Annotated in this window: 14 protein-coding genes; all 14 read left to right on the forward strand. The window is 48.4% G+C overall.

The window, feature by feature from the left end; translation table 11 throughout:
* Positions 1-94 precede the first annotated feature (94 nt).
* Complete coding sequence (gene waaF, locus A7E78_RS01405; protein ID WP_235606776.1) at positions 95-1,123, forward strand: lipopolysaccharide heptosyltransferase II; 1,029 nt, start codon at positions 95-97, stop codon at positions 1,121-1,123.
* The gene (waaC, locus tag A7E78_RS01410; RefSeq protein WP_072282593.1) at positions 1,123-2,169 is read left to right on the forward strand and encodes a lipopolysaccharide heptosyltransferase I; all 1,047 of its coding nucleotides are present in this window, start codon (positions 1,123-1,125) and stop codon (positions 2,167-2,169) included. Before waaF ends, waaC begins: the two co-directional genes overlap by 1 nt.
* A gap of 158 nt (positions 2,170-2,327) precedes the next feature.
* Positions 2,328-3,140 (forward strand): glycosyltransferase, encoded by an 813-nt coding sequence (locus A7E78_RS01415; RefSeq protein WP_072282594.1) that lies wholly within the window; start codon positions 2,328-2,330, stop codon positions 3,138-3,140.
* Between the two features lie 19 nt (positions 3,141-3,159).
* The gene (locus A7E78_RS01420) at positions 3,160-4,290 is read left to right on the forward strand and encodes a glycosyltransferase family 4 protein (RefSeq protein ID WP_072282595.1); all 1,131 of its coding nucleotides are present in this window, start codon (positions 3,160-3,162) and stop codon (positions 4,288-4,290) included.
* A complete protein-coding gene (gene rfaP, locus A7E78_RS01425) occupies positions 4,283-5,107 on the forward strand; it encodes a lipopolysaccharide core heptose(I) kinase RfaP (protein WP_072282596.1) in 825 nt (274 codons plus the stop codon). The genes A7E78_RS01420 and rfaP overlap by 8 nt, the downstream gene beginning before the upstream one ends.
* A gap of 32 nt (positions 5,108-5,139) precedes the next feature.
* Positions 5,140-5,925: a polysaccharide pyruvyl transferase family protein gene (locus A7E78_RS01430; RefSeq protein ID WP_072282597.1), complete on the forward strand. Its 786-nt coding sequence runs from the start codon at positions 5,140-5,142 to the stop codon at positions 5,923-5,925.
* Between the two features lie 151 nt (positions 5,926-6,076).
* Positions 6,077-7,564: a lipopolysaccharide kinase InaA family protein gene (locus tag A7E78_RS01435; RefSeq protein WP_072282598.1), complete on the forward strand. Its 1,488-nt coding sequence runs from the start codon at positions 6,077-6,079 to the stop codon at positions 7,562-7,564.
* 231 nt (positions 7,565-7,795) lie between these two features.
* A complete protein-coding gene (locus A7E78_RS01440; RefSeq protein WP_072282599.1) occupies positions 7,796-9,379 on the forward strand; it encodes an ArnT family glycosyltransferase in 1,584 nt (527 codons plus the stop codon).
* Between the two features lie 124 nt (positions 9,380-9,503).
* Entirely contained in the window at positions 9,504-10,574 is a 1,071-nt protein-coding gene (gene rfbB / locus A7E78_RS01445; RefSeq protein WP_145924924.1) for a dTDP-glucose 4,6-dehydratase, read from the forward strand.
* Positions 10,575-11,480 (forward strand): dTDP-4-dehydrorhamnose reductase, encoded by a 906-nt coding sequence (gene rfbD / locus A7E78_RS01450; protein WP_072282601.1) that lies wholly within the window; start codon positions 10,575-10,577, stop codon positions 11,478-11,480. It begins immediately after the preceding gene.
* Positions 11,481-11,507: 27 nt separating this feature from the next.
* Positions 11,508-12,392: a glucose-1-phosphate thymidylyltransferase RfbA gene (rfbA, locus tag A7E78_RS01455; protein ID WP_072282602.1), complete on the forward strand. Its 885-nt coding sequence runs from the start codon at positions 11,508-11,510 to the stop codon at positions 12,390-12,392.
* Positions 12,389-12,934: a dTDP-4-dehydrorhamnose 3,5-epimerase gene (gene rfbC, locus A7E78_RS01460; protein WP_072282603.1), complete on the forward strand. Its 546-nt coding sequence runs from the start codon at positions 12,389-12,391 to the stop codon at positions 12,932-12,934. The genes rfbA and rfbC overlap by 4 nt, the downstream gene beginning before the upstream one ends.
* Before the next feature lie 133 nt (positions 12,935-13,067).
* Positions 13,068-13,469 carry a GxxExxY protein gene (locus A7E78_RS01465; RefSeq protein ID WP_072282604.1) on the forward strand — a complete coding sequence of 134 codons (402 nt, stop codon included), beginning with the start codon at positions 13,068-13,070 and terminating at the stop codon, positions 13,467-13,469.
* An 88-nt stretch (positions 13,470-13,557) separates the two neighbouring features.
* On the forward strand, positions 13,558-14,130 hold the full coding sequence (gmhA, locus tag A7E78_RS01470) for a D-sedoheptulose 7-phosphate isomerase (protein WP_072282605.1): 573 nt from the start codon (positions 13,558-13,560) through the stop codon (positions 14,128-14,130).
* Positions 14,131-14,497 lie beyond the last annotated feature (367 nt).

The raw sequence follows: 14,497 nt of genomic DNA on the forward strand, positions 1-14,497 counted from the left end.
CCGAAATCTTGGCGATTTTTGCTTTTAAAGTCTTTTCCCCATTACGATTTACGTCTTACGAATTACGGGCGTACACACCCCGGAGTTGATAGTTTTGAAAAAACTCGATAATAAGCAAATCAAAAAGATCATGGTGCGTTCGACCAACTGGGTTGGTGATGCAGTCATGACCACCCCGGCTATGGGCAATATCCGCGCAGCCTTTCCAGATGCTGAAATTGTCGTTGTAGCCAATCCCCTGGTCAGCGAGCTCTTCAGTTTTCATCCCTATTGCGATCGGGTGATCGTTTTTGATAAAAAAGGCCCCCATAAGGGATTTGCCGGGCTGTGGAAATTTTCTTGTGAACTACGGCAAGAGAACTTCGATTTGGCTATTTTGCTGCAAAATGCCATCGAAGCAGCCTTGATGGCCACATTGGCAGGGATCCCGCGCCGTGCAGGATATCGCACCGATGCACGCAGACTGTTGCTGAGCCACGGTGTTCCGGTCGGCCCAATTGAAAAGAAAATGCACCATACCGATTATTATCAAAAAATGCTGCAACGGTTGGGGATCCAAGGCGGTGATGCTAATCTGCGTCTTGCTTGTACCGAAGAAGAACTTGACTGGGCTCAGGAAATACTTGGAGCAGGCGATTGGGTGGCTATAAATCCCGGGGCCGCTTACGGTTCCGCAAAGCGCTGGTTCCCCGACAGATTTGCTGAAACAGCCGATGGCCTGGTCGCCGAATATGGCGTTAATATCGTTCTGACCGGCGGTCCGGGCGAAAAGGAAATAGGCCAGGACATAGCCGCTGCCATGTCCTCCAAGCCTCTCAATCTCATCGGCCAGACCAGCGTCCGTCAATTGATGGCTGTTTTGGCCAGTGTGCGTCTTCTGGTAAGCAACGATTCGGGACCGATGCATGTCGGTGCCGCCTTCGGGGTGCCCATTGTTGCTGTGTTCGGCCCTACCGATCACACGACGACCTCTCCCAAGGCTGATATCTGTCGCATTATTCGCAAGGCCACCGACTGTGCTCCGTGCCTGTTGCGTCAGTGTCCCACCGATCACCGCTGCATGAAGGCGATTACCGCCGCCGATGTGCTGGTCGGAGTTCGTGATTTGCTGGGGGATAGGTAATGCGGGTTTTGATTGTCAAGATAAGTGCCTTGGGTGACGTCATTCACGCTTTGCCAACGCTTGCCTGGTTGAAAAGTATCGATCCGTCCATCGAAATTGATTGGTTGGTTGAAGAAGGTTTCGCACCATTGCTTGAGGGCCATTCTTTATTGCGTAAAGTCCATCGATTGGGTCTTAAACGTTGGCGGCGCCAAGGTTTTTTGGCAACCCTTAAGGGGATTCGACAAACCATCATTGATCTACGCCAAGAAAACTACGATATGGTGCTCGATCTGCAGGGTAACTGCAAGAGCGGGATCTTCACCTTGCTCGCTGGTGCTTCTCAGCGCTTCGGCTTTGCTCGCGACGGCGTGCGTGAATGGCCCAACCTGCTGGCCACCAACCGCAAGGTGGCTCTGACTCCTGCCGACCATCACGTCAGCGACCGTTCTCTGGCCGTGGCACGTGCTGCCTTTCCAGAGGGAAAAACGGCACTGCTGGCCGGGCCAATGAACGTTTCCCCCGAGGCTTCTGCCACCGTGCAACGTCAGCTCACCGAGCTTGATCTTGATCGGCAACCGTTGGTGGTTCTGCAGTACGGTACTACCTGGACCACCAAGCTGTGGCCCCTTGAATGTTGGCAGGAACTGGCCGGCAGATTGTGCGATGATTACCGGGTGCGACCTATTTTATTATGGGGAAATGACACTGAAAAACAGGCCTGTATTGCAATCCATCGGGCTACCGACGGCCGTGCGATTATTTGGCCGAGAGGATCTCTGCCCGAGTTGGTGGCTCTGCTGCAGAAAGCCGACCTGGTTATTGGCGGTGATACTGGCCCGATTCACATTGCTGCTGCTGTCGGTACCTCGACGATCTCTCTTTTTCGAGTTACTGATGCCGAGCGCAACGGTCCGCGTGGGGATGAACACATATGCTTGCAGTCGCCCCTGGACTGCTCGCCCTGTTTACGGAAGGACTGCGAGCGGGATGCAGAGTGTGGCAAAAGTATTTCTGTGTCTGAGGTGTTTCGCTCCGTCTGTGTACTGCTGAGAGGAGATAAGTAACAACAAAGAGGGGGGGTAGGTAACCCTTTTCTGTTACCAGGCAAAGTTTCATAGCCTCCATTCGTACAAAATCTGGCTGGATGCGGACTCGATGGGTTCTGCTTGAATTAAACATAAAAAGTTAAACTGTTGCATATTCTTTTAGGGGTAATAGGTTTATGACAAATCCAGAAGTAACGATACTTATTCCGAACTTTCGCACTCTCGAGATCACCAAGCTGTGCTTTCGCCTATTGCGTAAGTACACCGATTCGGACAAAGTTCATGTTATAGCTATTGATAATGGCTCTCAAGATGCTTCCACCGAATACCTTCGGTCGCTGAAGTGGATCAAGCTGATTGAGAGAACTCCAGCTCCTGAAGAAAAACCTGCACGTTCCCATGCCCTTGCTTTGGATCAAGCTCTCGAACAAGTTACCACCCCTTATGTTCTCTCTTTTCATACTGATACACTCGTTAAGAATGATCGGTGGCTGGACTTCTTGTTGCAAGAAATTCGAAAGAGCCCTGACATCGCAGGTGTCGGTTCTTGGAAACTAGAGACCCGGTCGTTTTTACAAAAGTTGGGTAAACAGGTGGAGAGAGGATGGCAAAGTCTTCTTTTCCCCCTGATGGGGAAGGGATTCGGACGTTTGGAGGGAAAAGGTGAGAACTATTTGTATCTTCGCAGTCATTGCGCTCTGTATCGGACTGACTTGATCAGAAAATATGGCTTCTCTTTCGCGCAGAATGGGGATACCGCAGGTAGGGCAATGCACAAAGAATTGATCGACCGTGGTTACAAGATGGTCTTTCTCCCTTCGGAAAAACTTGGTTCGTATATCATGCATTTGAACCATGCGACTATGGTACTCAATCCGGAGCTGGGTTCCCGCAAAAAGTCTGTGGTTAAGGGGCTGAAGAGAATAAAAAAGTTCCTTAAAGAGATTGATGCCGAGCAGGTTCTTGCCGACGAGGGCCTTGATTCCTGATGTCGGATCAGGTGATTTCATGAAGCTGGCGTTTTGTCTGTTTAAATATTTTCCCTTCGGTGGTCTGCAAAGGGATTTCATGCGGATTGCAACGGCCTGTCGTGACAGAGGACATGAGGTCGAGGTTTTTACCATGAAATGGGAAGAGGAAGTGCCGGACAACTTCAAGGTGAACCGGGTGAACGTGCGTGCACTGACCAATCATGGAAAGTGTTCAGCCTTTGCCGAAACCGTGCAATTGGAAGCATCTAAACGTTTTGATGCGATTGTCGGTTTCAACAAAATGCCCGGGCTTGATCTCTATTTTGCTGCAGATCCCTGCTATCTTACCCGGATGAAGGAAACTCGCGGCCCACTGTCCCGACTTGGCAGTCGCTTTCGAACCTATGTGACTCTCGAAAGGGCGGTTTTTGATTCGTCAAGCAAGACACACATCCTAATCCTTTCGGAAGAAGAAAAGCGTCGATACATAGCTGCCTATGGCACGCCAGAGGAGAGATTTCACGTTCTTCCTCCCGGAATTGACCGCAATCGTCTTGCCCCGAAAAATGCTAGCACGATCCGGCGGGAGCTGAGAGAGGCATTTGGCATCAGTGACGAGTATCTGGTGTTGATGGTCGGTTCTGGATACCGGACTAAAGGCCTCGATCGATCCATCAGGGCGATAGCTGCGCTTCCCGAAGCACTACGTTGCAAGTCTCGGCTTTTTGTAATTGGTGAAGGCCAGGCCCGACCCTTTGTGAAAATGGCCAAGCGGTTTGGTATTGAGAAACAAGTTAGGTTTTTAGGAGGCAGAGAAGATGTTCCCCAATTTCTCTTGGGAGCGGATCTCCTTTTGCACCCCTCCTATACGGAAGCCTATGGTATGGCGCTATTGGAGGCTATGGCCGCCGGTTTGCCGGTTTTGGTGACAGACATTTGCGGCTATGCATACCATATCGAGAGAGCCAATGCAGGACTCCTCATCCCCTCACCATTTCAACAAGAGACTATGAATAAAATGCTGGTCCAAGCACTTTCTTCTTCGGATGCGAAGCAATGGCGACATAACGGTCTATCCTATGTTGCTAAGACGGATATCTTCAGCCTTCCTGAGAAGGCGGCAGATTTAATAGAGAGCGTCGCCCGTAAAGGAACCAGCCATGCTTGAGTTGCGTAGCGATTTCGAGGCATATTTCGGTGAGCGGGCTTTTGATAACATCTTGGCTTTGCAGGGCGAAGAGTTCCGGGCTTTAGAGGGTCGCAGGACTCTGCGCTGTATTTTTGAGGGTAAGGGAGTTTTTGTAAAAATTCATTTAGGTATCGGATGGAAGGAGATCTTTAAAAACCTGCTCCAGTTCAGGCTGCCGGTTCTCGGTGCTGAAAACGAATGGCAGGCTATCCGCAGGCTAGAACAACTCAGTGTGGCGACCATGAAGATCATTGGTTTCGGCAAGAGAGGTTGGAACCCTGCTCGACTAGAGTCCTTTATTATCACAGAGGAGTTGGAGAATACGATCAGTCTGGAAGACTTTTGCAAGGACTGGGCAAAAAATCCACCTTCTCCGGCGCTCAAGCGAGCTCTGATAGGCAAGGTGGCGCAAATTGCCCGCTCTCTCCACCAGAATGGTGTAAATCATCGTGATTTTTACCTTTGTCATTTTCTACTTGATCGCCGGACCTTGGCGGAAGCAGGAAATCCTGAGAGCCTAAGGCTTTATTTAATCGACCTGCACCGAATGCAGCTGCGTAGGAGCACCCCCAGACGCTGGATCATCAAGGATGTGGCCGGGCTTTATTTTTCCAGTTTAGATATAGGTTTAACACACCGCGACCTGCTCAGGTTCTTGAAGATTTACTTTGACTGCCCTCTGCGAGAGGTTCTTATACGAGACCGGCTGTTTTTGAGTCAGGTAACCCGGCGGGCGGTTAAGCTTTACCGAAAGACTTTTGGCAGGGCTCCGCGGCTGAACTGGAAAAGTAACTGAACAACGATGTCTGGGAATGACAGGGTAAATTAATGAAGGAACTAAAGCTCTACTGGTCAACGAGTTTACAAGGCGGCCGCAAAAATTTCGGCGACTGGCTATCGCCTGTTTTATGCGAAGCCCTTTCCGGGATGAAGGTTGTTCATGCACGGCCTAACAAATGCGACCTGATGGCTTTGGGCAGCATCTTGGCCAAGGCCAAGAATCGTTTCTGGAATCGCCGCATCGACATTTGGGGGTCTGGCCTTATTGAAGGAATTCCCGCCTTCAGAAGCCCCCACCGGATTCACGCGGTGCGTGGATGGCAAACCGCCCAAACGATTTGTAATCAGAAAATTGAGGTTGTTGGCGACCCCGGGCTTTTGTGTGACATGCTTGTCCCGGAGAACGTGACCGCCCAAAAGCGGTTCAGCGTAGGAGTGGTCCCCCACTACGTCGATCAGAGCAACCAACTCATTCAGCAACTTGTTGAGACGATTCCTAACGCTACGATGATCGATGTTTTTTCCGGGACGATCGAATTCATAAAACAGGTTGCGGCTTGTGATGTTGTCCTTTCTTCAAGTATGCACGGTCTTATTACTGCTGATGCCCTTGGTGTTCCGAATGCGTGGATACGCTTGTCTGACAACGTGTGGGGGAAAGATTTTAAGTTTCATGACTACTATAGCGTCTTCAAGCTTGCAAATGTTAAGCCTTATCCGTTGACAAGAGAGACCCGCCTTCAGGAAATTATGGATATTACAGACAGCTATTCTCGCCCTGGGATTTCAGAGGTCAAGGAAAGACTGTTAAATGCCTTCCCTTTTAAAAAGTAAGAGAAAGTATTCAGCCATATATCGCCTTCTCAACTAGTCATGACCTTAAAAAATATTCGGAACATTTGTCAGCCCACATGTCGTTTTACGATGGAATAAAACAAATAATTTTTAGTCAGAGATCTTGTATTTTACGAACTAGGTGTTAATCATGGGCGCGGAGATATCCTTGAGGCAAATTAGTTGGGATTACTTGACCGAGGACGGGGAGAGCTTCCTCGGTAAGCTTGAAAATGATCTTCAGGTAAAAACAGTTATTAAAGATTACCCAAAGCGTCGAGTAGTAAGCTATCCTGGATTGTTTATGAAAGAGGTTCGCTATCGGGGTACAGCTGTTCTTTTCAAAACAATCTTGGGAGGAACGGCTTGCAAAGAAGGACGGATTTCACGGCGCTTATTTAAACTTGGAATAGCTGCTCCCGAGGTCCTTGGTTATGGGGTTGAAAAAAGGAACGGGATTCTCACTAGAGATGTTTTACTGACGAAGGAGGTAGAGAATAGTAAGAGCCTTTACGATACCTTGCTAGAGGATTATCCACGTTTTTCTGTTGCAAAAAAATGCCACTTTAATAAGGAGTTTGCCTCATTCGTAAGAAAGTTGCATGACAATGGAGTCTTCCACAACGATCCTCACATGGGAAATATCCTGTTTGTTAATGATCCCAGGAACCCCCATTTCGTCATCCTTGATACGGATCGGGTCGACCTTAAAAACCGTGCTCTTTCCCAGAAAGAAAGGATCGCAAATCTCGCCTTGTTTCACACTTTGGGGGCCCTGGCGAGTAGATCCGAGTTTTTCAGATTTATTAAAGCCTACGGTTTTTCCCAAATAAAAAATCACCGCAAGCTCATTCTTCGCCTTCAAAAGAAAGCTCTTAGTCATTCAAAAAAGATCTGGCGTAAAAACTCACGTCGATCTTTGTCCAACAATTCAAGGTTCTGCAAAGAAAACCTCCATGGATTTTCAATTTTTAGGCAAAGGACCAGCGAAACCGCAAATATTCTTAAGACTCTGCTGCCTGATCCTGATCAAATCCTGGAACAAGGCGAAATTTTTAAAGACGGGCGGACTGTCAGAGCCGCCAAGATTCATGTAAACGGTATGGATTATTTTCTCAAGCGGTACAATGTCAAAGGCTGGAAATATTGCGTACGAAATGCTTTTCGTCGATCCAGATCAATCAAAACCTGGTTGTCTTTTTGGGAATTTCGCCTAAGAAGATTGCCTGTTCCAGAACCGCTTCTTTGCTTGGAGGAGCGGAGGTTTCGCTTGCTTGGGCGTTCATATATTCTCAGCGAATTTATTGAAGGGTCTGAGAAGTTAAGTAAACATTGGCCGATGCTTGACCAAGGAAAAAAGAAAAGTTTGCTCGTAAAGCTAGGTATCCTTTTCGGCCGAATGCACCTGTTCGGTTGCTTGCACGGTGATCTCAAATGGGACAATATTCTTTTGCAGAACACAGGTGAAAAGTCAGAGGTCATATTGATCGATCTCGATGGCACTCGGGTTCGTTCCCACCTCCGGGACGCACGAGCCCGCAGAGATATTGAGCGCTTCCTGCGCGACCTCAGGAAATGGGCAAGTGATGAAGATGTGCAATTCTTTTTGAAAAGCTGGCAAAGGTGGCGTGTTAGATAATTGCCGGTGAGGGGGATGTACTGAGCCTATGGTGGTTTCCGTTAAATTCGGCCAGAGATCTTCAACTTGCATCTAAAGCAGTGTCAGTTTAGGCTCAACCATAGAATGGCAGGATTTCTATAAATTGGTCCTCCATACTTTCAGAGATCGACCTCTTAACCTAATCAAGGCACTTTTCCTGAGACACTTAGAGCGGTAAAAAATGTGAATTCTAGTGGAGTAGAAAGCGTCATGAAGTTAATGGGCCGAGTAAGAGAATGGCTGAAAGGGGAGTGGGAGCTGGTATTTCTCTTACTGTCTTCGCTGATTCTAAAAGTCATTCTCCTTTCATCCGATCATATTATCAACCTAGATGGTGTTAGGTATATTAGTGCGGCTCAACAGTTTGCCGATGGCAATTTTCTGGAAGGGCTTCGGATTGACTGGATGCCCTTCTACTCCCTGCTTATTGCGGCCTTTCACTTTCTCGTGCGGGATTGGGCGCTGGCCGGTCAGCTGATTTCCCTTCTCGCTATGGTGTTGGCTCTGATCCCTCTTTACCTGCTGACAAGGGAACTCTTCGACAAAAAGGGGGCATTCTGGACTGGTGTTGCTTTCACCATATGCCCCACGCTTAATGGCCATGCCGTTGGTTTGCTTCGAGATCCTATTTTTATTTTTTTTGTTGCCTGGTCGGTCTATTTTTGTTTACGTGCGTTCCAAACTGAAAAAATCGTCTTTTTTACTCTGACTGCCCTATCATCGACCTTTGCCCTTTGCTGTCGGCTTGAGGCCCTTCTTTTGTGGGGTGTTTTTTTGTTGGTACTAGCTGCATTAGCAATCAAAAACCGATTGGAAAGGCCTCTTTTACTCAAAGGTATTTCTGTGTTGGTTGGCCTTCCACTCATTTTTGGATTGTTGTTGGGCGGCAGTGTATTGCTTGTTGCAGGGCCTGACCTTACATCTTTCGATGTAGAGGGAGAGCATAAGTGGCAACTGAAGGATGTAGTTGCCGGCAACTCAATTAGTTACTACAAACGCAAAGTCAGTAAGGGAGTTCTTAGGAACTATCAAAGTCGTTATGAAAAATTAAAGGACTTGGAAAGTGCTTTGCCGGGCTGGAGTCATGGTGGCAATTTGCTAGAAACGACTCGGCATTATATGCCGCTCATCTACCTGTTCAGTGCAGTTGAAGCCCTAGCGGATAATCTCTTTAGTTTTTTCGTTCTCCCCCTTTTGTTCGGCTTTGGGAAACGTTTAAATTGGCACCGCGGGCACTGGTTGATCCTGCTGCTTGTGTGTGCCTATTTCCTAATGGGCTACTATTTTCTGTTCACACACGATTGGATTAGCAAGCGTTATGTTCTGGTGCCAGCTTTGCTACTTATGCCTTGGTTAGGTCGAGGACTGGAGCGGATTCGAGCCAGGATCACTAGGTTTCGCTGGCCACGGTTTGCAATGGTTCTTTTCCTGCTAGTTTTCTGCGTTGTTCCCGTTTATAAATCCCTTGGAGATTTTATCGGGCAGGACAAGGACAATGTGGTTAAGGTTGCAGGTGAATGGTTGGCGGAACAACCGGACTTGAAGGATGCACTAATTGCATCCAATGATCCAAGGGTTTGTTTTTATGCTAATCAAGAGTTGAATTTCATCAGGCGTTTACCAAAAGATTTTAGAAAAGTGGAAGCCCAAGCAATTCGCAAACAGGCTGATCTGCTGATTATAGAGACCTCTTCAAAGAGTCTGGGCCAGATACCCGAATTCAAAAAGTTTTCTTTGCTGAAGGAATTTGTAGGCACTAAAAATCATGTACGAATCTACCACCGAAATACATGATTTGGCGACTTTGACTGTTAAGTTTTGTGGGAGCCTGGGGCCGCTATAGAGTCAGGTTGGATTTGCTAAAGTCTCTGATTTTATATTTGCTAGGCTCATGCAGAGTAATGGGAGAGAAGAATTGATAAAGAATATTTTGGTTACAGGGGGCTCCGGGTTTATCGGTGCGAACTTTATTCGCCTTGCTCTCGCAACTCTAGATAGCTGTCGACTGGTAAATCTAGATAAGCTGACTTATGCGGGTAACCCTCAGAACCTTACTGATATTTCGGACGACCCCCGCTATCGATTTGTGCAGGGGGATATCTGCGATGCTTCGTTGGTGGAGCAACTCTTTGCCGAAGAACAGATCGACACAGTCGTCCATTTTGCCGCCGAATCCCATGTGGACCGGAGTATCACGGGTCCTGCCGCCTTCATCGAGACTAACATCCTTGGCACTTTTACGTTGCTCGAAGCTGCACGTAAGACCTGGGGCTTCGATGGCCGATCACCGTTAGCCGATTGCCGATTTTTGCACGTTAGCACCGATGAAGTTTATGGTTCGTTAGGCGACACAGGCCTCTTCACCGAAGAGACTCCGTACGATCCTCGATCTCCATATTCATCCAGTAAAGCCTCTTCCGACCATTTGGTTAGCGCTTATCATCATACTTACGGCCTGCCGACCTTGATTACCAACTGCTCCAATAACTACGGTCCGTACCAGTTTCCTGAAAAGCTCATTCCGCTCATCATCAACAACGCCCTGAACGGCAAGGTCCTTCCGGTCTACGGAGATGGCAAGAACGTGCGGGATTGGCTCTATGTAGTCGACCACTGCACGGCTATTTTAAAGGTTTTGAAAAAAGGACATCTGGGGGAAACCTATAATATCGGAGGCAATAACGAAAAGCAGAACATCGAGGTAGTACAAACAATTTGCGATATTCTCGATGACCAAGCTGCCCCTTTGCCGGAAGGAAAGCCAAGGCGCAGTCTGATCACTTTCGTCAAAGACCGCCCCGGACACGACCGCCGTTACGCTATCGATGCTGGAAAAATTACGAAAGAGCTCGGCTGGGAACCTTCAGTGACATTTGAGGAAGGGATTCGGAAGACTGTTAAGTGGTACCTTGAGAACTCCGATTGGATTACCAAGGTGATCGATGGCACCTATCAGGAATACTACGATCGCATGTATGCGGGGCGCTGAATGAGCGGGATGACACGCAAAGTTGCCCTGATCGGAGCCAGGGGCATGCTAGCGAAGATGGTGCAGGCAGCAGCTCCGTCTAACTTTTCGATTCAGGGCTTTCAACGGCCCGAATTTGACCTGACTGATGTTGACCAAGTTCGACGGGCGATGGAGGAGTTTCGCCCTCAGGTCATTATTAACTGCTGTGCCTATACCCAGGTCGATCGTTGCGAAGATGAAGAGGAGCTGGCGACGCGGGTCAATGGTGAGGGGCCCGGTTATCTGGCAGTTGTCGCGAGAGAACTCGATGCTACCTTGGTGCATGTCTCCACCGATTATGTGTTTTCCGGGAATGCGAATCGCCCTTACCGGGAGAATGATGCAACCGGTCCCATGTCGGCGTATGGCCGCTCCAAATTGAAAGGCGAGCAGGCCATATTGGAGAGCGGTCTGGAGAAGTACTTTATTGTCAGAACTAGCTGGCTCTACGGCCCCTGGGGAAAAAATTTCGTCGAGACCATTCTTCGCCTGGCTGCCGAAAGGGAAGAATTACGCATTGTGGCAGATCAGGTTGGGTGTCCCACTTATACCGGCGATCTGGCAGAGGCGATTTTCCGTCTACTGGAGCTTGAATCAGATTCTGAAACTCCTGCTGTGTTTAAGGGGGAGTATGGTGTCTACCACTTTGCCAACGAGGGCCAGTGTAGTTGGTATGACTTTGCTTGCGAAATCGTCGAAATAGCCAGGCAAATAGGGCTTCCGGTGAAGGCTCATCGGATTGAGCCGATTACAACCGAGCAATTTCCACTGCCAGCCCAACGTCCGACATATTCCGTTTTTGATACGGCGAAATACCAAAAGGCAACGGGTGTTTCAATTCCATCTTGGCAGGAAAGTCTGAAAACCTATTTCGAAGTGCGTTGAATTTCTTAACAAGGGAGTGCAAATAGAATGTCCGGAATCAAGAGAGGAATTGTTCTTGCCGGGGGCGCAGGTACCCGCCTTTACCCACTGACCCTGGTCGCAAGTAAGCAGCTGCAGCCGGTTTATGACAAGCCGATGATCTTCTACCCCATCTCCACTCTTATGCGGGCCGGTATCAGGGATATCCTCATCATCTCTACCCCACAGGACACGCCCCGTTTCGAAGAGCTTTTGGGGGACGGCAGCCGCTTTGGCATCCGCCTTTCCTATGCCGTCCAGCCCGAACCGAAGGGGATCGCTCAGGCCTTTCTGGTCGGTGAGGAGTTTATCGATGGCGACCCCGTTGCCCTGATTTTGGGAGACAATATCTTCTACGGCAAAATGGATCTTGACTCCATTTTTGAGCAATTCTCTGAGGGTGCACTGGTTTTCGGGTATCCGGTCAAGGACCCTGAGCGCTACGGCGTGGTCGAGTTTGACAAGGATGGCATGGCCATCGGCATTGAGGAAAAGCCGCAGAAACCCAAGTCGCATTATGCCGTGCCCGGTCTTTATCTTTATGACAGCAAAGTGGTGCAAACTACCAAAAATCTCACCCCGTCAGCGCGCGGCGAGCTGGAGATCACTGATGTCAATACTAAATACTTGAAGCAGGGGAAACTGAGAGTCGAAAAGCTCGAGCGAGGGATTGCCTGGCTCGATACTGGCACCCACATGAGCTTGCTTGAAGCCAGTCATTTCATCGGTACGCTGGAAGCCAGACAGGGCCTGAAGATTGCCTGTCTGGAAGAGGTTGCTTTTATAAAGGGGTACCTGTCTGAAAGTGAAATGACTAACGTCATTGCCGACACTCCCAAGTCCAGCTATCGTGACTACCTGGAGATGGTTTTGAAGGATGGGATAAATATATGAAGGTAATTCCCACAGATATCCCCGAGATTCTGATCCTCGAACCCAAAGTTTTTGGTGATGAGAGAGGTTTTTTTTACGAAAGCTTCAACCAGCGGGCGTGGGAGGAGGCGACGGGACTGAAAAGAAACTTTGTTCAGGACAACCATTCTCGTTCAGTTAAAGGAGTCCTGCGGGGCCTTCATTATCAGCTTCCGCCTTCAGCGCAGGGGAAACTGGTTCGTTGCGTTGTCGGAGAAGTTTTTGATGTCGCAGTGGATGTTCGAAAGAGTTCCCCCACATTCGGTAAATGGGTGGGTGTAAATCTTTCCGCGGAAAATAAGCGACAGCTATGGATACCCGAAGGCTTTGCCCACGGTTTTCTGGTCCTTTCCGACGTTGCCGAGTTTTTGTATAAAGCCACCGATTACTATGCGCCTGAACACGAGCGCGGCATTGTCTGGGACGATCCGGAACTTGCCATCGATTGGCCCTTGACGGAAAAAACTACAGTTTCCGCCAAAGATCGGGACGCTCCACTTTTTAAAGACGCCGAAGTTTTTTAGTTTCCAACTGGAAAACCTGCTTGTTTGCATCTGGATGTTTCGAAAAGGAAAATATTCGGAATATCAAAAGGCGCTATTGGCCACAGATGAACGCTGATTTACGCAAATATGGCAACTTCGCTGGAGGAAAAGAATGGTTCGGGAGGTTGCGTATCACGATAGTCTGACTGAGCAGATAATAGGATGCGCATACTCCGTAGGAAACGCCCTTGGTGAAGGTTTTCTGGAGAAAGTCTATGAGAATGCCTTGGCTCATGAACTAGAGAAGACAGGCCTGAAGGTTTCTCGTCAGGAGCCAATAACGGTTGTTTATGATGGTGTCGTGGTCGGGGATTATTTTGCCGACATGATTGTGGAAGAAGAAATAATTATTGAACTCAAGGCTGTAAAGAATATTGATAATTCCCATTTGGCACAATGTATTAATTATCTGAAGGCGACAGGGAAGAAGCTTGCTCTATTGATCAACTTTGGTAACAGCAGGGTGCAGGTTAAGCGGGTAATAAACACAAAACAAGTTAGTCCATCTGCGTAAATCGGTGTGAATCTGCGGCTATACTTAGAAGTTTTGGCTTTCAGGTTGTTCAAGGAAATTCCGAAATGGCAGGGTTCGGAGGAAAAAAATGACCGTTGAAGATATAAGAAATCATTTTGAAAAGCTTCAGGAATCGCTTAGTAAGGCGTCCGAAGTGATGTCTGACGATATTTTATTGTCTTGTCGCGCAATTGCCAATGCGCTGAAGCAGGGGAATAAAGTCCTGATCATGGGCAATGGCGGGTCAGCGGCCGATGCCCAGCATTTTGCCGCCGAATTGGTCGGACGTTTTCTATTGGAGCGCAAGGCATTACCAGCCATTGCGCTGACCACCGACAGCTCGATTCTGACTGCGGTGGGAAACGACTACGGATTTGATGAAATATTCAAACGCCAGGTAGAGGCCCTGGCTCAGCCCGGTGATGTTGTGATCGGTATTTCCACCAGCGGGCAGTCCGATAATGTCTTCCATGCCCTTTCCTCGGCCAACGAGATCGGCTGTAAAACAATCGGCCTGTTGGGACGGGATGGCGGCACTATAGCCAGCATTGTAGATATCGATCTCACCGTACCCGTTCAGTATACCCCGTACATTCAGGGTGCCCATGGCAGCATCATTCATATCATATGCGACTTGGTTGAAAAAGATATGTTCGGATAGTGTGAGTAAGTCCTGCGGAAGCGCTTTGTCCTGCCTTTTCCTTAAATTTCGCATTTTGTTTCTTGTTTTTTACTTGCGCCGCAGTGCTGTTCCGCTGGATTAGAATAATTGTATTCCCGACGGATTTCTGGTAATTAAGGCCTGGTTCTTGGGTGCTTCTTCCTGCCCTGACTTCTTGTATCCTTCAAGAGAATATGTGCTGTTGCGAGGATGTTTCAATTCTTAACGGCTAGGGGATTGAGGATGCTATAAGTTTATGGTTTGGGTGATGGAACCCTGTGTGGAAGTACAAAAGGTCGATTTGCTTATTTCCGGATAATCATATAGATGGTGCTGTGGCAGAAAACGAAAAAGTCTTATATCTTTC

This window comes from Syntrophotalea acetylenivorans, from assembly GCF_001887775.1.
GTDB lineage: Bacteria > Desulfobacterota > Desulfuromonadia > Desulfuromonadales > Syntrophotaleaceae > Syntrophotalea_A > Syntrophotalea_A acetylenivorans.

What these genes read in the sequence shown, in the direction of transcription:
- waaC (WP_072282593.1), top strand. Translation starts at nt 1,123, where the DNA reads ATGCGGGTTTTGATTGTCAAGATAAGTGCCTTGGGTGACGTCATTCAC.
- A7E78_RS01415 (WP_072282594.1), top strand. Translation starts at nt 2,328, where the DNA reads ATGACAAATCCAGAAGTAACGATACTTATTCCGAACTTTCGCACTCTC.
- A7E78_RS01420 (WP_072282595.1), top strand. Translation starts at nt 3,160, where the DNA reads ATGAAGCTGGCGTTTTGTCTGTTTAAATATTTTCCCTTCGGTGGTCTG.
- rfaP (WP_072282596.1), top strand. Translation starts at nt 4,283, where the DNA reads ATGCTTGAGTTGCGTAGCGATTTCGAGGCATATTTCGGTGAGCGGGCT.
- A7E78_RS01430 (WP_072282597.1), top strand. Translation starts at nt 5,140, where the DNA reads ATGAAGGAACTAAAGCTCTACTGGTCAACGAGTTTACAAGGCGGCCGC.
- A7E78_RS01435 (WP_072282598.1), top strand. Translation starts at nt 6,077, where the DNA reads ATGGGCGCGGAGATATCCTTGAGGCAAATTAGTTGGGATTACTTGACC.
- A7E78_RS01440 (WP_072282599.1), top strand. Translation starts at nt 7,796, where the DNA reads ATGAAGTTAATGGGCCGAGTAAGAGAATGGCTGAAAGGGGAGTGGGAG.
- rfbD (WP_072282601.1), top strand. Translation starts at nt 10,575, where the DNA reads ATGAGCGGGATGACACGCAAAGTTGCCCTGATCGGAGCCAGGGGCATG.
- rfbA (WP_072282602.1), top strand. Translation starts at nt 11,508, where the DNA reads ATGTCCGGAATCAAGAGAGGAATTGTTCTTGCCGGGGGCGCAGGTACC.
- rfbC (WP_072282603.1), top strand. Translation starts at nt 12,389, where the DNA reads ATGAAGGTAATTCCCACAGATATCCCCGAGATTCTGATCCTCGAACCC.
- A7E78_RS01465 (WP_072282604.1), top strand. Translation starts at nt 13,068, where the DNA reads ATGGTTCGGGAGGTTGCGTATCACGATAGTCTGACTGAGCAGATAATA.
- gmhA (WP_072282605.1), top strand. Translation starts at nt 13,558, where the DNA reads ATGACCGTTGAAGATATAAGAAATCATTTTGAAAAGCTTCAGGAATCG.